Source organism: Chloroflexota bacterium (assembly GCA_040902225.1).
In the GTDB taxonomy this organism is placed as follows: domain Bacteria; phylum Chloroflexota; class Limnocylindria; order QHBO01; family QHBO01; genus CF-167.
Genome location: JBBDXT010000004.1, coordinates 98221 through 115743 on the forward strand (window position 1 = coordinate 98221; position 17523 = coordinate 115743).

15 protein-coding genes are annotated in these 17523 nt (G+C 69.0%); 11 read left to right on the forward strand and 4 right to left on the reverse strand.

What is annotated here, in order from left to right; genetic code table 11:
• Window positions 1-142: 142 nt before the first annotated feature.
• Window positions 143-727 (forward strand): GNAT family protein, encoded by a 585-nt coding sequence (locus tag WEB29_02740; protein ID MEX2135866.1) that lies wholly within the window; start codon window positions 143-145, stop codon window positions 725-727.
• Window positions 728-784: 57 nt separating this feature from the next.
• Here WEB29_02740 and WEB29_02745 read toward each other — a convergent pair whose 3' ends face one another.
• The gene (locus WEB29_02745) at window positions 785-1735 is read right to left on the reverse strand and encodes a DUF4331 family protein (protein ID MEX2135867.1); all 951 of its coding nucleotides are present in this window, start codon (window positions 1733-1735) and stop codon (window positions 785-787) included.
• Window positions 1736-1781: 46 nt separating this feature from the next.
• On the reverse strand, window positions 1782-3221 hold the full coding sequence (locus WEB29_02750) for a DNA polymerase domain-containing protein (GenBank protein ID MEX2135868.1): 1440 nt from the start codon (window positions 3219-3221) through the stop codon (window positions 1782-1784).
• A 23-nt stretch (window positions 3222-3244) separates the two neighbouring features.
• Here WEB29_02750 and WEB29_02755 point away from each other — a divergent pair, with 23 nt between their 5' ends.
• Together WEB29_02755 and WEB29_02760 are read left to right on the forward strand one after the other, a co-directional pair.
• Window positions 3245-4141 carry a YihY/virulence factor BrkB family protein gene (locus tag WEB29_02755; protein ID MEX2135869.1) on the forward strand — a complete coding sequence of 299 codons (897 nt, stop codon included), beginning with the start codon at window positions 3245-3247 and terminating at the stop codon, window positions 4139-4141.
• A gap of 117 nt (window positions 4142-4258) precedes the next feature.
• Window positions 4259-5584: a peptidoglycan DD-metalloendopeptidase family protein gene (locus WEB29_02760; protein ID MEX2135870.1), complete on the forward strand. Its 1326-nt coding sequence runs from the start codon at window positions 4259-4261 to the stop codon at window positions 5582-5584.
• Here the strand turns inward: WEB29_02760 and glgP are convergent.
• A complete protein-coding gene (glgP, locus tag WEB29_02765; protein MEX2135871.1) occupies window positions 5581-7764 on the reverse strand; it encodes an alpha-glucan family phosphorylase in 2184 nt (727 codons plus the stop codon). The genes WEB29_02760 and glgP overlap by 4 nt on opposite strands.
• Before the next feature lie 109 nt (window positions 7765-7873).
• On the opposite strand from glgP, the gene WEB29_02770 reads away from it, so the two are divergent.
• From WEB29_02770 to WEB29_02780, 3 genes are all read left to right on the forward strand, one after another.
• A complete protein-coding gene (locus tag WEB29_02770) occupies window positions 7874-9859 on the forward strand; it encodes a hypothetical protein (GenBank protein MEX2135872.1) in 1986 nt (661 codons plus the stop codon).
• Window positions 9860-9972: 113 nt separating this feature from the next.
• Window positions 9973-10371 carry an isoprenylcysteine carboxylmethyltransferase family protein gene (locus WEB29_02775; GenBank protein MEX2135873.1) on the forward strand — a complete coding sequence of 133 codons (399 nt, stop codon included), beginning with the start codon at window positions 9973-9975 and terminating at the stop codon, window positions 10369-10371.
• 42 nt (window positions 10372-10413) lie between these two features.
• On the forward strand, window positions 10414-11043 hold the full coding sequence (locus tag WEB29_02780; protein MEX2135874.1) for an isochorismatase family protein: 630 nt from the start codon (window positions 10414-10416) through the stop codon (window positions 11041-11043).
• A 10-nt stretch (window positions 11044-11053) separates the two neighbouring features.
• Here WEB29_02780 and WEB29_02785 read toward each other — a convergent pair whose 3' ends face one another.
• Complete coding sequence (locus tag WEB29_02785; protein ID MEX2135875.1) at window positions 11054-11242, reverse strand: hypothetical protein; 189 nt, start codon at window positions 11240-11242, stop codon at window positions 11054-11056.
• A 221-nt stretch (window positions 11243-11463) separates the two neighbouring features.
• Here WEB29_02785 and WEB29_02790 point away from each other — a divergent pair, with 221 nt between their 5' ends.
• The 5 genes from WEB29_02790 (at window position 11464) to gnd (ending at window position 17517) form a co-directional block, all read left to right on the forward strand.
• Window positions 11464-11796 carry a zinc-ribbon domain containing protein gene (locus WEB29_02790; GenBank protein MEX2135876.1) on the forward strand — a complete coding sequence of 111 codons (333 nt, stop codon included), beginning with the start codon at window positions 11464-11466 and terminating at the stop codon, window positions 11794-11796.
• 100 nt (window positions 11797-11896) lie between these two features.
• Entirely contained in the window at window positions 11897-13741 is a 1845-nt protein-coding gene (locus WEB29_02795; GenBank protein MEX2135877.1) for a transketolase, read from the forward strand.
• A complete protein-coding gene (tal, locus tag WEB29_02800) occupies window positions 13741-14844 on the forward strand; it encodes a transaldolase (GenBank protein ID MEX2135878.1) in 1104 nt (367 codons plus the stop codon). Before WEB29_02795 ends, tal begins: the two co-directional genes overlap by 1 nt.
• Complete coding sequence (locus WEB29_02805) at window positions 14841-16550, forward strand: hypothetical protein (GenBank protein MEX2135879.1); 1710 nt, start codon at window positions 14841-14843, stop codon at window positions 16548-16550. The genes tal and WEB29_02805 overlap by 4 nt, the downstream gene beginning before the upstream one ends.
• Window positions 16519-17517, forward strand: coding sequence for a decarboxylating 6-phosphogluconate dehydrogenase (gnd, locus tag WEB29_02810; GenBank protein ID MEX2135880.1), 999 nt, complete (start codon window positions 16519-16521; stop codon window positions 17515-17517). Before WEB29_02805 ends, gnd begins: the two co-directional genes overlap by 32 nt.
• The last annotated feature ends 6 nt before the right edge of the window (window positions 17518-17523 follow it).

The window sequence follows — 17523 nt, forward strand, 5'->3', positions numbered from 1 at the left end:
TCCGCCGATATTCGTCCCGCGAATCGGATCACACCGATGGCGCCTCTCCCGCGACGCCTGATTCGTCCCACACATGACTCGATGCGGGAAGGCGGTTATCGGCGCGATTTGATGCACCCTGTGAATAAGGGGACAGGTCGTCGTGCGTCAACCTGAGCGGATCGTCCTGGAGGGACGCTTCGTGCGTCTCGAGCCGCTGGAGGAGAAGCACCGCGACGACCTGCTGGCGGCCGCCGCGCAGGACCCGGCGACGTTCCGCTACCTGTTCACCGACCTGTCGGCCGGCACGGCCACCTGGCCGGCGTACCTGGCGGATGCGCTCCGCTCCGAGTACATCTCGTGGGCGACCGTCGACGCGGCCAGCGGCCGCGCGGTGGGCTCGACGCGCTTCCTCGACATCGCCACCGAGCATGGACGGCTGGAGATCGGCTGGACCTGGATCGCGCCGTCCCACCAGCGGACCGCGACCAACACCGAGGCCAAGCTGCTGCAGCTCGGCTACGCCTTCGACGAGCTCGGGGCGACGCGCGTGGCGCTCAAGACCGACGAGCGCAACGAGCGATCGCAGCGAGCCATGGAGCACCTCGGGGCGGTGCGAGAGGGCGTCCTGCGCCATCAGTTCCGCATGCCCGATGGATTCATGCGCAGCAGCGTGTACTACTCGATCCTCGCCGACGAGTGGCCCGCTGTGAAGGCTCGCCTCGAACAGCGGCTTACGACGGATTGAAGGCGTAGATGAATTCGCCACCGCCGTTTGAGATCAAGATCCTCCGCCAGGGGTGGACTACGGATTCAGGGTTGGATGCGGCGCGCCAAGGTATGGAAACTCCTCCAGCAGGTCCGTGTGCGGGCCGACAAGGTCCGAGGTCACGCGGCCACGGGTGAGGAGGCTGGCGAGGAGGTCGGCCGTGTCGTCCGTCAGGCGACGGCCGTTCGGGTAGCCAGGCGGCTGGGCCGAGTCGTAGGGGAGGACGTCCGGGAGATAGTCAGGGAGAAGATCGGCGGCCTCGGCGTCGGAATAGCCGAGCGACCCGAGGAACGCCAGGAACCGGTCGCGGAAGCGGGTGAGTTGCTCGGTCGGCGGCGTCGCATCGAACTCGAGCCGGTCAACCTCTGGCTCGTTGAATGCATTGTTCGTCCCTGGGCGACCTGCCTGGTCGACCGTCACGACCTCGCCGTCGACCGCGACTATGGTTCGACCCCAGATCCGGATCGGGCCGCCCGCTCCGAGTTCTGCCTTTGGCACCTCGAGCACGATCCCGATCACATTGCGCTCCGCGACCGGGTCGTGGCCGGTGAACTGGAAATCGTTGCGGAAGCCATGCACGTCCTTGAAGTGCGGGTCGCTACGGATGCCGGTGAAGAACCGGTAGCCGCCGGACTGCGCGATGTGCGCCGACTCTCCGATCGACATCGGGGCATCTGCGATGATAATCTCGCCGACAGCGCCAGTCCGGCGCGCGGTCTCCCCCGTCGCGCGGTACAGCGTCGCGGTCGCCTCGGTCCCGGAGGTCGGCGTGAACAGCACGTGGAAGGCGATGTCGGCCTCGAGATCGCCGTTGGTGTCGACCTTGAACTCGTAGCTGGCGGCCGGATCGAAGCTGAGCTCGAGCGCGGAGGGCTCGGGGTTGAAGTCAAGGACGAGCACCGACCGGTCGTCGCGTCCGCGCGCGGGGAAGAGGTACAGGTCGGTGATATCGGTCCGCCCGTCCTCGGTGTCGAAGTGATCCGACATTGAATTCCTCCACTCCCAGGTTTGTCGCAGCCTCAACGAAGGGCAGTCATTCGGCGAGCTTGCTGTTCGGTGCTCGCTCGTCCGTATCTGTCCGATCAGGCGGTTCGTAGCCCTGCCAAGGGCTGTAGTCCGGGTCCGGCGGCTCCGCTGCCGGGCGCTCTGCCTCCGGTACATGGCGCAGGTTGACGCGGATCCGATACCAGAGCGATGACCGGCCGCGCATCCCGTCGACCAGGATGTCGTCCTCGGCAAGCAGCTTCGCCGCCTTGGGGTGGCGCTTCTTCCAGCGTTCCAGTCCCGCCTCCGCATCCTTCCTGGTCTTTGCCTGCGAGATCACGATCAGCGGATGCGCCGACCGGCGCCGTCCGGTCGGGGCGGCGGTGCCATCGGCACGACGGGCAGGTGGCGATGGCATGGCCGGGGCAACTGACCCGACGCGACCACGAGGCGCCGCGGGATCGCGGGGTGCTGGCGGCTCAGCCGGCATGCGTCGCTTCGACGGCTGGACGCGCGGCGGCTCGCCAGGCTGCTTGGCGTAGTTCGGCGGCCACGGCGCGTCGCCCAACCCGGTGGCCTCGTCACGGGCGGAGAGCTCGAGCAGGCCGTCCAGCGACCCGACCGCATCGTCGATCCCGGCGCCTACGTCGCCGAGGCGGGCGTATCGGTCCGGCATCGTCTTCACCGTGAAGTCGGTGAGCTCCGCGGTGGGGACCTCCGACCAGAGGAGGGGTGCGGAGACGCGGGCATCCGGCACGGGCCGCACCGAATAGACCGAGGCGACCGTGCGGTCCTTGGCATTCTGGTTGTAGTCGATGAAGACCCCGTGCCGCTCCTCCTTCCACCACTTGCTGGTGGCCAGCTCCGGCACGCGACGCTCGACCTCGCGCCCCAGGGCCAGGGCCGCTCGACGGACCTCTCCGAAGGTCCAGCGCGGCTCGATGCGGGCATAGACATGGATCCCCCGTGACCCCGACGTCTTGGGCCAGCCGGTCAGGCCGTGGTCCGCGAGGACCTCGCCCGCCACCACGGCCACGTCGCGCACCGTGCTCCACGCCACCCCGGGACCGGGATCGAGGTCGACGCGCAGCTCATCGGGGTGGTCGAGGTCGTCGGCGCGCACAGGGTGCGGGTTGAGGTCGATGCAGCCGAGGTTCACGACCCAGGCCAGCGCGGCGCCGTTGCTGACCACGACCTCGTCCGCTGTCCGGCCGGATGGGAACGAGAGCTCCACCGTGCGTACGAACTCGGGAACGGAGGCCGGTGCCCGCTTCTGGAAGAAGGCCTCGCCGCCGGCGCCGTTGACGAATCGCTTGAGCGCCATCGGCCGGTTCATCACGCCCCGCAGCGCCCCAGGCGCCACGGCAAGGTAGTAGTTGACGAGGTCGAGCTTGGTGATCGCGGCCTGCGCGAAGAAGACCTTGCCCGGATTGCTGATGGCAACCTCGAAGCCGTCGATCTCGAGCTGGACCGATGCGTCAGCCGGCATCCCGACAGGGTAGCCTCTCACCCATGGGCGAGCGCTGGAATCGACTCCTGGAGGCGGCGGATCGCTGGGCGTCCCAGTGGCGGACCACCCGTGTGGGGCGCCGCGCGCTCGCAGGCTTCGCCCTTCACGACGGACCGAGCGTGGCGAGCAGCATGGCCTACTTCGCCATCCTCTCCCTCTTCCAGGTCATCGTGCTGGGCGTGATCGTGTTCAGCCTGCTGATCGGGGAGGGGGAGGCGCGGCGGATCATGATCGGACGTCTCGAGTCGGCGCTCCCGCTCCAGCCCGGCACGGTGACCGCCGTGGTCGAGACCATCATCGAGTCGCGCGGAGGGGTCACGATCATCAGTGTTCCCCTGCTGGCGTGGGGAGCGATCGGCTTCTTCGGAGCCTTGAGCACCGGCGTGGGCCGTGCCTTCGCGACCTCGACGCGGCGCCCGTTCTGGCAGGACAAGCTGATCGCCCTGTTCCTCCTTGGAGGGTCAGGCCTGCTGACCCTGATCGCGGTCGGGATCGGCTTGGCGGAGAGCATCGCCGGCCGGTTGGCCGACCGCCTCCCGGGAGGCGGCAGTGGCGGCCAGCTGCTGGTGGACCTGCTCCGGTTCGCCCTCCCGATCCTGCTGGTGCTGATCGCCCTGCTCGTCATCTACCGCGTCGTTCCGAACCGGCCGGTCACCTTCCGCCAGGTGCTGCCCGGGGCGATCGTGGCCACCATCCTGTTCACGGTGCTGCGCGCCAGCTTCACCTGGTACGCCACCGACGTTGCCCGCTACGAGAGCTTCTTCGGCCCCATCTCGACCGTCATCTCGCTCCTGGTATTCCTCCATTTCGCCAGCATGGTGGTCCTGCTGGGCGCGGAGATCGCCCGCGCAAACGTGCTCGAGGATGACGAGGAGCTGGATAAAAAGGTGGACTCTTGACTAGATCAGGTGGTACCTTCCGGCCACGTCACGCGCTCTGCATGCGCGGCTAGGATCGCGACAGGAGCACGTAGACGGGGCATCTGGGCCGATGGAACAACTACAGATGATTGTCGTATGAGGCGACGATCTCACCTGGCCATCATGGTGATTGCCCTCCTGATGGTCGGAACGAGCATCGTCACCACCTCCCCCCGCGACCAGGCCCAGGCCGCGGATCCGCTCGCCGAAGCGAAGGCGCAGCAGAAGGCGCTCGAGGCAACTCTGAGCGCACAGCGCGCTGCGCTCGCCCAGCTCAGGACCAAGGCGTCGACGCTTGCCGGAAAGCTGGACGACGCGAGGGCGCAGCTCGCATCGGTGACCGCGGAGTACAACCGCGTCAGCGGGCTCCTGGCCGAGGTGCAGGTCCAGGTGGCCGACATCACGGCCCGCCTGGCTGACCTGCGTGCCCAGATCGCCAGCCTTGACGAGCAGCTCGTGGAGGTCGCGGCAGAGATCGTCGCCCAGACCGCGGAGCTGCACGCCCGCGAGTCGCTCCTGCAGGACCACATCCGCTCCGCCTATGAGCGCAGCCAGACCTCGGTGCTCGAGCTCCTCCTCTCGGCCGATTCGCTCGACGCCGCCACCACCCAGGTCGGCTACATGATCACCGTCTCCGACCAGGACAAGCAGCTGGCTCTCGAGATCAGGGACCTGCGAGCCAGCCTCGAGGCGAAGGAGGAGTCGCTTCGCGATGGGCGCCAGCAGGTCGCCGAAGCGCGCGATCAGGCCGATGCCGAGGCCAAGCTCCTTGCCCAGCGCGAGGCCGAGCTGGCGGCGATGAAGGCCGAGCTGGCGAGGCTGAAGGCAGCCGCAGAGCAGAAGCGTCGCGACCAGGAGGCCGCCCTGAACGCCGCCCTCGAGGCGAAGGGCGATGTCGCGCAGCAGGTCGCGGACAACCAGAAGGCGTTTGAAGCGCAGACCAAGCTGGTCGCCAAGCTCCAGGCGGAAGAGGATGCGCGGCGCCAGGCACCGTCCGCGTTCGGCTTCAAGTGGCCCGAGCTCACCTTCCGCGTGACACAGGAGTGGGGTCCCACGAACTTCCTGCTGGAGCCGTCATATACGTACCGGGGTGTCTACTACAGGCACTTCCATGGCGGGATCGACATCGCCAACGGCTGCGGAACCCCGATCCTGGCGGTCGGCACCGGGACGGTCCGGGCGTCAGGGCAGCCGCTCTGGCCGTGGGACTCGGGCTACGGGGTCGTCATCAGCCACGGTTCCGGTGTCCAGAGCTGGTACTGGCACCTGCGCGCCCAGGTGGTCGTGAGTCCTGGCCAGGTGGTCAGCCGCGGGCAGGTGATCGGCTACGAGGGCAACACCGGCAACTCAACCGGATGCCATCTCCATTTCGCGATCAACGACCACGGCATCTGGGAGAACCCCCGGGTCTACCTGCCCTAGCCCGATCTCGCGGCCGCCGGCTCGGCGGCCCGGGCAGCCGGGCGGTACATCCTCTCGACGTACTCGCCGAGCATGCGTGCGGTGCTGAACTGCCAGATCGCAGCCGCGATGGCCTCGCGCATGGTGCCGATCCAATCGCCGGGCATACCCTGGGCATCCCGGGCGTAGAAGCGCGGCACTACCTCCTCTTCGAGAAGCCGATACAGCTCGGATGCATCCGCCTCGTCCTGGGCGGCGCTATCGGCAAGTGACTGCCGCCCGCCGATGGCCCAGCCATTGCGCCCGTTGAACCCCTCGTCCCACCACCCGTCGAGGATGCTGATCGAGGGGATACCGTTCATCGCTGCCTTCATGCCGGAGGTGCCCGACGCCTCCATCGGGCGGCGCGGATTGTTCAGCCAGATGTCCACCCCACCCACCATGAAGCGGGCGATGCGCATGTCGTAGTCCTCGAGGATGAAGATCCGACCGCGCAATGGCTCGGTACGAGAGAGCGTGAAGATGCGCTGGATCACCTGTTGGCCTGGGCGGTCGGCAGGGTGCGCCTTGCCCGCCAGGACGAGCTGCACCGGGCGCTCCGCGTCGGCCATCAGCCGTGCCAGGCGATGCTCATCGTGGAAGAGCAGGTCTGCTCGCTTGTACGTCGCGAAGCGTCTCGCGAAGCCGATTGTCATCATCTCCGGATCGAAGGCCTCGTGGAGCTCCCGGAGCACATCGGGTGACTCGCCGTGACGCGCGAATTGTCTCGCCAGGCGACTGCGCATGAACTCGATCAGCTCCCGCTTCTGCTGTCGGTGGGCGCCCCACAGGTCGGTCTCGAGCACCTCCGCCAGCTTGTCGAAGACCTCCGGCCGCGGGGCGTCGCTGCCCAGCGAGCGAGCCGTGGCGCGCTCGAACAGGCGCCGCAACGGGCGACCGATCCAGGTCGCGGCGTGGACCCCGTTGGTAATGGCTGAGATCGGCTGGGGACGCAACGGGGCCCAGGTGGCGTTAGCGGTCTCGCCGTGGAGGCGGCTGACCGCATTGGCGGCGGTGGCGTGGCGAAGCACGAAAGCCGTCATGTCGAACGGCGGCTCGACCTCGTCGCCGAGGCCGCGTCCGAGCTCCATGAGCTGTTCGGCCGGCATGCCGCAGGCCTTCAGCCAGGGGCTCAACAACCTGCTGGCCAGCGCGCGCTCGAATTGCTCGTTCCCGTCCTTGACCGGCGTGTGAATCGTGAAGACCGAGTTGTTGCCGACGCGCCGCAGCGCCTCATCGGCTCCCAGGCCTGGCTCGGCCGCGACCAGCTCCCGCGCGCGCTCGAGGAGCAGGAAGGCCGAATGTCCCTCGTTCAGGTGCCATGCCGCCGGCTCGATCCCGAGAGCCCGTAGCGCCCGGACGCCGCCGATCCCCAACACGATCTCCTGGCAGAGCCGCATCTCGCGGCCGCGGACGTAGAGGATGTGCGTGATCGGGCGGTCGCTCCCCTCGTTGGCGGGGATGTCGGTGTCCAGCAGCAGGAGTGGGACCCGACCCACCTGCGCCAGCCAGACGGCGACCTGGACCTTGCGATCCGGGAAGTCGACGCTCACCTGCAGCGGAGCGCCGTCACGCCCTCGTGCGCGCCGGAGTGGCAGCATGGCGGGGTCGAGGTCCGGCTGCGCGTGCTCCTGGTGACCATCCGCATCGATCTGCTGACGGAAATAGCCGCGTCGATAGAGGAGCCCAACTCCAATGAACGGCAGCGCCGCGTCCGAGGCAGACTTGCAGTGGTCGCCGGCGAGGATGCCGAGCCCGCCGGAGTAGATCTGCATCGACTCGTGGATGCCGTACTCGGCGCAGAAGTACGCGACAGGACCGGGAAGCGATGCCGCCGGATCCGCGTCGGTAGCGGCCCGGTACCAGGAGTCCGATCCGTTGGCGAGGTAGCGCTCGAACTCGTCCAGGACGCGGCTGGCATCGACCATGAAATCCTCGTCGGCCAGCAGCTCGGTCCATCGGCCCGGCTCGACCGCGGCGAGGACGGGGATCGGGCTGCGGTAGCGCGACCACGCCGCAGAGTCGATCCGGGCGAAGAGCGCACCCGCGCGCGGGGTCCAGCTCCACCACAGGTTGTAGGCCAGCTCGCCCAGGCCTTCGAGTGCGGGCGGGAGCCCGAAATCGTAGCCTGGCTGACTTGGCACCCGGACCGGGGACGTCATCGAAGGCCGATGATAGGGAGTCCGAGCTGCATCCCGCCGCTTCCGCGCGCGAAGCGAGTCCGAGGGTATCGCCGTTTTTCGTGCCAGGGCGTACCCTATCGGACCCGTGATGGACGGCTACTCGGTACAGGAAGCAGCGTCAGTCCTCGGGGTGGCTGAAGGGCGCGTCTGGGAGCTGTTGGCCAGAGGCGTGCTGCTCGGCACCCCCGAGGGCGACTCCATGCGCGTTTTCCTCAAGACGCAGCCCGGACCGATCGCGTCCGCCGCGCACGACGAGCCGCCGCGCACGAACGGCAACGGCGGCACGCATGGCCAAACCGGCGAGGCCAGTGCCTTTCGGGAGCTGCTGACCGAGTTTCGCAACCTGACCGAGCGTTATGGGCAGGCACTGCTAGCCCTTGGAGAATCACGCGGCGAGGTGGCGGGCCTGCGCTCGCGGGTCGATCAGCTCGAGGCGCGCCTCGACCTTCGGTTGCCGCCGCCAGTCGATGCCGCCCCGATGGCCTGGGACTCGCTGAGCGTCCCCGCCTTGACGCCCGAGCCATCCCCCCCGATGCCTCCGCCGGCCGCTCCGCGCCCGCGGGGCGCGCCCCGCCCGCCGGCTCGCCGCAAGCCGCGCCCAGGCAAGGCCCGCTCCCCTCGTGAAGCAGTGGCCGGCTTCGCGGATGCGCTGGCTCGCGCGCAGGATCCGAATGCCGCGGATCTCGGGGAGTCCCGTTTGGAGGCGGACCGTGACTCGCAGGAAAGCGCTGAGGCCACCGGGGCAGCTGTCGCAGCGCCGGACGAGGCGATTCAGGAGGCTGGCGAGGCGACGGATGTCGCCGCGGAGGTGACGGCCGAGGAGGTCGGGGCCGCGGAGGTGACGGCCGAGGAGGTCGGGGCCGAGGAAGTGGCAGCCGAGGAAGTGGCAGCCGGGGAGGAGATCCCCGACGAGCAGGAGGCGGCGGTGCCTAAGCCGGTTGCCGCTGCAGAAGCCGCGGCTGCGGAGGTTGCGGTCGAGGATAGAGCCGAGGCGCCGACGGCCGAGGTCGAACCACCGACCTACAGCACCGTTGTCGTGGAGCCGGATTGGTTCGCAGATGGCGACTTCGCTTGGCTCGACGCGGCGGAGATGGAAAGCAGCGTCCAGGTCGCTCCGCCCACGCCGACGCCGGATCAAGCTGAGCCGGAGCCCGAAAGCTCGTCCGTCGCGACAGGGGCGCTGGAAGAGCCGGAGCCAGAAGCCCAGGCACTGCAGGAGCCGGAGGCGCCGGGCGAGGCGATCCGCCCGCCCGAGCCGGAGCCTGCTCTTGATTTCGAGTCTGCTCTTGATTTCGAGCCTGCGGCCGATTTCGAGCCATGGCAGCCGCCTGAGCCGGCGGCCCCGGAATTTCCTGCCGAACCGGCCGACGCCGAACCGGTCGACGCCGAAGCGGAAGTCGCCGAACCGGTGGTCGCCGAACCGGCAGTCGCCGAACCGGCAGTCGCCGAAACGGCGGCCTCGGACGCGCCCGAACCGCCAACCATGAGCACGGCCGTCGCGGTGGAGGAGGTCGAGGAGGAGGTCATGTGGCTCGGCGGCGAGCCCGATCCGAGTCCCATCGTGCGCGATGAGCCGCGCCCGGAATTCCGGGCCGAGGCGGACCTGTGGCCGGCGGTCGATGCCGCTCCGGTCGTGGAGATCGTTCGGCCGCCGCTGGCCATGACCGAGGATGAGCTTGCCCGCCTCGCGCTCGACGAGGGCTGGGATGACGCCGAGGTGGCCGCGATCCGCGCGATGATCACCCCCCCGCCCTCGTCGACGGTCGACCTGCCGGGCGCCGCCGAGCTCCACGAGGCAATGGCCGCGCTCGAGGCGGTCCCGGTCCAGGCCGATCCTTCATACGACGTGTCTCGGCAGTGGGCAAAGCCTGCCGCGGACGACAACGAGCCGGCCCGTCACGACGACTGGGCATTCGAGCCTGAGCCGGCTCCGCCACCGCCCACCACCAGCCGTTCGCCTTCTGACGTGACCTCCGCGCTACGGCGCACGGCAGCAGACCCCGGTTGGCTTCGGCGTCGCCAGGGGCCGGCTGCGGCCGCATATCGCAGGCTGCGGCGTCTCTTCCCCGGTTGACGACCGGCGCTCCAACTGCCCCTGGCGGGCGACGACTCCCGGATCTGGGACCCCGCGGTGAAGGGTGGGTCGTCGGTCAGTTCGCACTGATCGGCCTGCTCATCATCGTGGGCTTGTCAGGGGAACCAACATTCTGGCCGGCCAGCTCCATCGGCTGGGTGGGATTCCTCGCTGGCGTGGCCGCGCTTGCCGTTGGTGGATGGCTCGCGTTCCGCGCGATGGCCGATCTGGGCGCGAGCATGACCCCGGTGCCGCGACCGCGACCTGATGGCCGCCTGATCGATTCGGGCATCTACACCCGTCTGCGTCATCCCATCTACGCGGGCCTGATGCTCGCGGGCTTCGGGTGGAGCGCAGTCACCCAGAGCGTTGGGGCCTTTGTCGTGGCGCTGCTGCTGGCAGCCTTCCTGGATGCCAAGACGCGCCGCGAGGAGACGTGGCTGCTCGAGCGATACGACGCATACGAGGCCTACCGACGCAGAACGAAGCGCTTCGTGCCCGGAATCTACTGATCCTCGTGGCCCGCGTGCCGGCAGTCTTGGGTGGAGCAAGCGGTGACGGCCGGCGCCAATCGCGCCGCCTGGACTACCTTTGGCCGCATGACCGGCTATGACGCATCGACCGCGCTGGTGGTGGTCGACCTCCAGAACGACTTCGCCGACCCCGCCGGCAGCCTCCACGTGAGCGGCGCGAGCGAGGTCGTGTCGCGGATGAATGACGAGATTCAGGTGGCCGTGAGCGAGGAGGCCATGGTGGTCTATACGCAGGACTGGCATCCGACATCGACTCCGCATTTCGCGAAGGACGGCGGAGTGTGGCCGGTGCATTGCGTCGCCGAGACATGGGGAGCCGAGCTGCACCCGGAGTTGGTGGTGGCGGGTCCGAGCGTCCGCAAGGGGAGCAACGGGGAGGACGGGTACTCGGGCTTTACGATGCGCGACCCCGTCTCGGGCGTTGATCTTCCGACCGAGCTTGCCGCGCTTCTGCGGGACCGGGGTGTGACGAGGGTTGTCGTGGGCGGGCTCGCCACCGACTACTGCGTGCTTGGAACGGTCCTCGACGCGCGAAGGCTCGGCTTCGAGACGATCGTACTGACGGCGGCAGTGGCGGCGGTCGAGCTGACCGCCGGCGACGGAGCACGTGCCCTGGCGCAGATGGCCGAGGCGGGAGCTCAGCTCGACTAGCTGACCGCGATCATGACTGCCGCCGCGCCCGTCTGAAGATCGCAAAGCCAACCGCGACGGCTACGAATCCGAGGACGATCCAGGTCCGATCCGCGGTCATGAAGCTGCGCGGCGCAAACGGCAGATTTAGGCCCTGCGCGATCCACACAGCTCCGGCCAGGGCGAGCAACACGGCGAGCACGCTGACAATCGATCGCATGCCGCTCAGGATAGCCAGATCGGGCCAGACTTGACCTCTTGCGTGCCGGGAATCTGTCGGTATACTCGGCCGCAAGTCGGGCCGCATGAGAGCGGCGCCAGCAGCCTTCCCTCCCCCTCCCACCACGTCCATCGTCGGCTCACGGGGTAGCGGCAAGACCCGTGGCCGGCGCTGATCGAGGCGTAGTGCTCGACGTGGTAACTCTATGTGGGAGGGTCCTCGTGGCCTACACCGATCAGGTGCTCACCTGTGCGGACTGCGGAATCGACTTCGTCTTCTCCGCGTCTGAGCAGGAATTCTTTGCGCAGAAGGGGTTCACCTCTGCGCCCAAGCGCTGCTCCTCGTGTCGAGCGCAGCGGCGTGCCACGGGCGGCGGCAGCAGCTACGCGGCGAGCGGCGGCGGCGGCTACAACGGCGGCGGCTACAGCCGCGGTCCGCGCGAGATGTTCGATGCGGTCTGCGCGCGCTGCGGCAAGGACACGCAGGTCCCCTTCCGCCCAACCGGTGCGCGCCCGGTCTACTGCAGCGACTGCTTCCGGCTGATGCGCGGCTAGTCCAGCATCGGCTCACAGCCAAGATAGGCGGCGCCCCGTTCGCGGGGGGCCGCCTCTTCGTTTTTCGCAGCGCCGATCGGTCCCTATGATGATCAGCAACATGGACGATCGAGCATCCTGGGCCGAGCTCGCTGCGCAGCTCCGCGTCGACTCGATCCGCTCCAGTTCGGCGGCGGGCTCGGGGCACCCGACCAGCTCGATGTCGGCGGCCGACCTCATGGCGGTGCTGCTCTCGAAGTACCTGCACTACGACTTCGAGGCGCCCGAGGATCCGTGCAACGACCATCTGATCCTGAGCAAGGGTCACGCCTCGCCGCTGCTGTACGCCGCATACAAGGCGGCCGGCGCCATCACGGACGCCGAGATGCTCACCTTCCGCAGGGCCGGCAGCCGCATCGAGGGGCATCCGACTCCCGTGCTGCCGTGGGTCGACGTGGCCACCGGCTCGCTGGGACAGGGGCTGCCGATCGCGGTTGGCGTGGCACTTGCCGGCAAGCTGCTGGACCGGCTCCCGTACCGGGTCTGGTGCATCTGCGGCGACTCGGAGATGGCGGAGGGCTCCATCTGGGAGGCGTTCGAGTCAGCCGCATTCCGCGGCCTCGCCAACCTGACCGCGATCGTCGACGTCAATCGGCTGGGCCAGACCGGCGAGACGATGCACGGCTGGGACCTTGATCTTTTCTCCGCGAGGGCGCGCGCCTTCGGCTGGCATGCGATCGAGATCGACGGCCACGACCTTGGCGCCATCGACGGAGCGTACGCCGAGGCGCTTGGCGTGGACGACAGGCCGACCGTCGTGCTGGCGCGCACCGAGAAGGGCCACGGGGTGGCCGCGGTCGCCAACAAGAACGGGTTTCACGGCAAGCCGCTCGCCGACCCCGACGTGGCGATCGCGGAGCTGGGCGGGATCCGCAACCTGAGCGTCGCCGTCGCCAAGCCGAGCGGGCCGGCCGACCCGCACCGATTCCCGGCGAGCGGGGAGCTGCACCTGCCGGAGTACGAAGTCGGCAGCAAGGAGGCCACGCGCAAGGCCTACGGCGACGCGCTGGTCGCACTCGGGGCAGCGCGTGGCGACGTGGTGGCGCTCGACGGCGAGGTCGGCAACTCGACCTACTCCGAGGAGTTCGCGGCCGCGTACCCAGAACGCTTCATCCAGTGCTACATCGCCGAGCAGCAGATGGTTGCGATGGCGGTTGGCCTCCAGGTGCGCGGCTGGCGCCCGTACGCCGCGACCTTCGCGGCGTTCCTGTCGCGCGCCTACGACTTTGTACGCATGGCCGCGGTCAGCCGGGCCGACATCGTGCTGACCGGCTCGCACGCGGGGGTGAGCATCGGTGAGGACGGGCCCTCGCAGATGGCGCTCGAGGACATCGCCTCGATGCGGGCGGTATACGGCAGCACGGTCCTCTATCCATCGGACGCCAACCAGACCGCCGCCCTGTTGGCCAAAGTCCTCCACCGCAAGGGGATCGTCTTCATCCGTACCACCCGCGAGAAGGTGCCGGTCCTGTATCCGTCGACTGAGCCATTCGAGATCGGCGGCAGCCGGGTCGTCCGCCAGACCGATGCCGACCGGGTCACCCTGGTCGGGGCGGGGATCACGCTGCACGAGGCCATCTCGGCGGCTGAGCTGCTGGCAGCCGAGGGGATTGCCGCTCGGGTCATCGACTGCTACTCGGTGAAGCCGATCGACGCCGCCACGCTGCGGGCCGCCGCTGCGGAGACCGGCGGCATCATCACCATCGAGGACCATTGGCCGGAGGGCGGGCTCGGCGACGCGGTGCTCGAGGTCTTCGCCGCCGACTCCGTCCGTCCACGCATCGTCAAGCTGGCAGTTCGCCACATGCCCGGGTCGGCGACGCCGGCCGAGCAGCTCGCCATGGCCGGTATCGATGCCGCCCACATCGCCGCCGCTGCCCGAGACCTCGTACAGGAGATCCGATGATGAACACACTGCAACGGCTGCATGCCGAGCAGGACCAGAGCCCGTGGATCGACTTCATCGACCGTCAGCTGATCGACAGCGGGAAGCTGGCCGAGCGAGTCGAGATGGGGATCCGTGGCCTCACCAGCAACCCGACCATCTTCGGGAAGGCGGTCGCCAGCGGCCAGTACGACGACCTGATTCGCCGCGAGATTGCCGCCGGCCACGACGCACGAGAGATCTTCGAGGAGATCGAAGTCGCCGATTGCGGCGACGCGGCCGATATCCTGCGGCCCGTCTACGACAAGGCGGATGGCGCCGACGGGTTCGTCTCGATCGAGGTCGAGCCGGACCTCGCCGAGGACTCGGAATCAACGCTGGAACGGGCGCGGCATCTGTGGGGCCGCCTGGCGCGCCCCAACGTCTTCATCAAGATCCCTGCCACCCCGGCTGGTCTGCCCGCCATCGAGTCGGCGATCGCCGAGGGGATCAACATCAACATCACGCTGATGTTCAGCGTGGACGTCTACCGGGACGTGGCCCGTGCGTACATCGCCGGATTGCGACACCGGCGCGATGCCGGTGGGGAGATTGGGCGGGTGGCATCGGTCGCGTCGTTCTTCGTGAGCCGGGTCGACACCAAGGTCGACAAGGCGCTCGACGCGATCGGCACGCCGGCCGCCCTGGCGGCACGCGGACAGGCTGCCATCGCCAACGCGAAGCTCGCGTATCACGCCTACAAGGAGATCTTCGAGGGGGGAGAGTTCGACGACCTGGCGGCTGCCGGGGCCCGGGTGCAGCGCTGCCTGTGGGCGAGCACCTCGACCAAGAACCCCGCCTACCGCGACGTCATGTACGCCGAGGAGCTGATCGGTCCCAAGACGGTTGACACGCTGCCGACCGAGACGATCGAGGCCTTCCTCGATCACGGCGTGGTGAGCCGCACTCTGGACGTGGGCCTGGATGAGGCCATCGCGGCGATTCGCGCGGTGGAGGCGCTCGGGATCCCGATGGCGACCGTCACCGATGAGCTGATCGTCGAGGGCGTGGCTTCCTTCACGAAATCGTTCGAGGAGCTGATGGGCGTCATCGACGCGCAGCGCAAGGCGCTCGCTCCGGCGTGACCGCCGCGGCAGGCTCCGCCTCGCTGGCATCCGCGGTGGCTGCACGCCTCTCCCGCTGGACCGATGAGCGGGTCGCTGAGCGGCTGTGGGCGCAGGACGGCAGCCTGTGGGCCGCGGCGGGCAAGCCACCCGCGGAGGTGGCGGCGTGGCTCGGCTGGCTGGATCTGCCGGTTGCGATGCAGCCTCGGATCGGCGAGCTCGAGCGCCTCAGCCGGGAAGTCCGCGCCGACGGCTACACCCGCGCCGCCGTGCTCGGTATGGGAGGCTCAAGCCTAGCCCCGGAGCTCTTCAGCCGCCTGTTCGGCGACTCCCTGGGGGGTTCGACGGCGGGTGGCCTGGAGCTGCGCATCCTCGACTCGACCCACCCCGATGCGGTGCGTGGCTTTCGAGAGTGGGCCGAGTCGGCTCGGACCATCTTCTGCGTGAGCAGCAAGTCCGGCTCGACCACCGAGCCGAACGCGTTTCACGCCGCCATGAGCGCGCACGCACCCGCGCTCGACTTCATCGCGATCACGGATCCGGACACCGCGCTCGCCGACCTCGCACGATCGCAGGGCTTCCGGGCGATCGTCGAAGGGCCGACAGACGTGGGCGGCCGCTACAGCGCCCTCTCGGTGTTCGGGCTGCTGCCGGCCGCGCTGCATGGGGTCGACCTCGGGGGCCTGCTGCAGCGGGCCGCGGCGATGGCCGATGAGTGCCGGCGCCCGGCTGTCGAGAACCCCGGCCTCCAGCTGGGCGCGGCGATCGGGGAGGCGGCGCTCGCCGGCCGCGACAAGCTGACGCTCCTCACCTCGCCCCGGCTGGCCAGCCTCGGCGACTGGATCGAGCAGCTGGTGGCGGAGAGCACGGGCAAGGCCGACCGCGGCATCATCCCGGTGGTCGGCGAGCCGCCGGCCGACGCGCAGGCGTATGGGGAGGATCGACAGTTTGTCGTTATCGCCCTGGCGGGCGACTCCATTCTCGAAGCGGAAGCACTGGCAGGCGAGCTGGAGCGCGTCGGCCATCCTGTCGTGCGCCTGGAGCTGGCGGATCGCCTGGACATCGGCGCCGAATTCGTGCGCTGGGAGGTCGCGACCGCCGCCGCCGGCATGCTGCTCGGGATCGACCCCTTCGACCAGCCCAACGTGCAGGAGGCCAAGGACGCCACCCGCGCGCTGCTGGATGCCTACCGCGCGAATGGCGCGCTTCCACAGCCGGCCCCCCTGGTGGCGGAGGCCGGGATCGCCGCCTACGGCGACGCAACGGTCCTGCGCGACGATCCGGTGACCGTCGAAGGCGCGCTGCGCGCGCTGGTCGACACGGCACGGCCGTCCGACTACTTCGCGCTGCTGGCCTACCTCCCCGGGGACCTTGCCACGATCGAGCTGCTTCAGCGCATACGAACGCTGGTCCGGGACCGCCTTGGGCTGGCGACCAGTCTGGGGATCGGCCCGCGCTTCCTCCACTCGACCGGCCAGCTGCACAAGGGAGGTCCGCCATCCGGCATCTTTGTGCAGCTCACCGCGGAGCCACGCCGCGACCTGCCGATCCCCGGCTGGCCGGAGAGCTTCGGGACGTTGATCGCAGCCCAGGCCGCCGGCGACCTCGCCGCGCTGGAGCGGCGCGGACGACGCGTCGTGCGCCTCCATCTTGCTGAACCGGAGGCAGGTCTTGCCCGCCTGGAGGCGATGATGCATGCCACGCTTGGCGAGCCGGCACGCGCCTGACGGCGCGGCCATAGGAAAGCAGACGATCGAGGAAGAGATGCAGGTCGCGATTGCAGGGCTGGGGCGGATCGGCGCAGGGATGGCCCGGCGCCTCGCGCGCAACGGACATGATGTGATTGCCTGGAATCGCACTGCGGCGGTGGCCACCGCCCTGGCCGCAGAACCGGAAAACGGCGGCCACGTGACGGTCGCCGAATCGCTCGAGGCCATCGCGGCACTCATGAGCGCCCCACGACACGTCGCCGTCAGCGTTCCTTCCGGCGATGCGACTGGCGAGCTGGTGGAGCACCTGGCCGGCGTCCTGGAGGCCGGTGACGTCATCATCGACGCCGGCAACAGCAACTTCCACGATTCGCAGCAGCGCTTCGCGCAGCTCGAGGCACGTGGCATCGAGTTCCTGGACATGGGCGTCAGCGGCGGCATCTGGGGCGTGCAGGTCGGCTTCTGCGCCATGGTCGGCGGCAAGCGCGAGGTCTTTGACCGCTTCGAGCCGGCCGTGAAGTCACTGGCCCCAGAGGGCGGCTACCTGTACTGCGGACCGTCGGGGGCGGGCCACTACGTGAAGATGGTGCACAACGGGATCGAGTACGGCCTGATGCAGGCATACGGCGAAGGATTCGACATCCTGCACGCGTCCGAGTTCGAGATCGACCTCGCGGCCGTCTCGCGCCTGTGGAACAACGGGTCGGTGATCCGCTCCTGGCTGCTCGAGCTGGCGGGTGACGCATTCGATAAGGAGGGCAACGACCTCGCCGACATCCGCGGCTTTGTCGCCGATTCGGGTGAAGGGCGCTGGACGGTGGCCGATGCGATCGAGCACGACGTGCCGGCCCCGATCATCACCCTCTCGCTGCTCCAGCGCCTCCGCAGCCGGCGCGACCCGGACAGCTTTAGCGATCGGGTCCTGGCCGCGCTGCGCAACGAGTTCGGCGGGCACGCGGTCAAGTCCTCGGACGAGGGCTCCTGACCGGCG

What these genes read in the sequence shown, in the direction of transcription:
- WEB29_02745 (MEX2135867.1), bottom strand. Translation starts at nt 1,735, where the DNA reads ATGTCGGATCACTTCGACACCGAGGACGGGCGGACCGATATCACCGAC.
- WEB29_02750 (MEX2135868.1), bottom strand. Translation starts at nt 3,221, where the DNA reads ATGCCGGCTGACGCATCGGTCCAGCTCGAGATCGACGGCTTCGAGGTT.
- WEB29_02755 (MEX2135869.1), top strand. Translation starts at nt 3,245, where the DNA reads ATGGGCGAGCGCTGGAATCGACTCCTGGAGGCGGCGGATCGCTGGGCG.
- WEB29_02760 (MEX2135870.1), top strand. Translation starts at nt 4,259, where the DNA reads ATGAGGCGACGATCTCACCTGGCCATCATGGTGATTGCCCTCCTGATG.
- glgP (MEX2135871.1), bottom strand. Translation starts at nt 7,764, where the DNA reads ATGACGTCCCCGGTCCGGGTGCCAAGTCAGCCAGGCTACGATTTCGGG.
- WEB29_02770 (MEX2135872.1), top strand. Translation starts at nt 7,874, where the DNA reads ATGGACGGCTACTCGGTACAGGAAGCAGCGTCAGTCCTCGGGGTGGCT.
- WEB29_02785 (MEX2135875.1), bottom strand. Translation starts at nt 11,242, where the DNA reads ATGCGATCGATTGTCAGCGTGCTCGCCGTGTTGCTCGCCCTGGCCGGA.
- WEB29_02795 (MEX2135877.1), top strand. Translation starts at nt 11,897, where the DNA reads ATGGACGATCGAGCATCCTGGGCCGAGCTCGCTGCGCAGCTCCGCGTC.
- tal (MEX2135878.1), top strand. Translation starts at nt 13,741, where the DNA reads ATGAACACACTGCAACGGCTGCATGCCGAGCAGGACCAGAGCCCGTGG.
- gnd (MEX2135880.1), top strand. Translation starts at nt 16,519, where the DNA reads ATGCCACGCTTGGCGAGCCGGCACGCGCCTGACGGCGCGGCCATAGGA.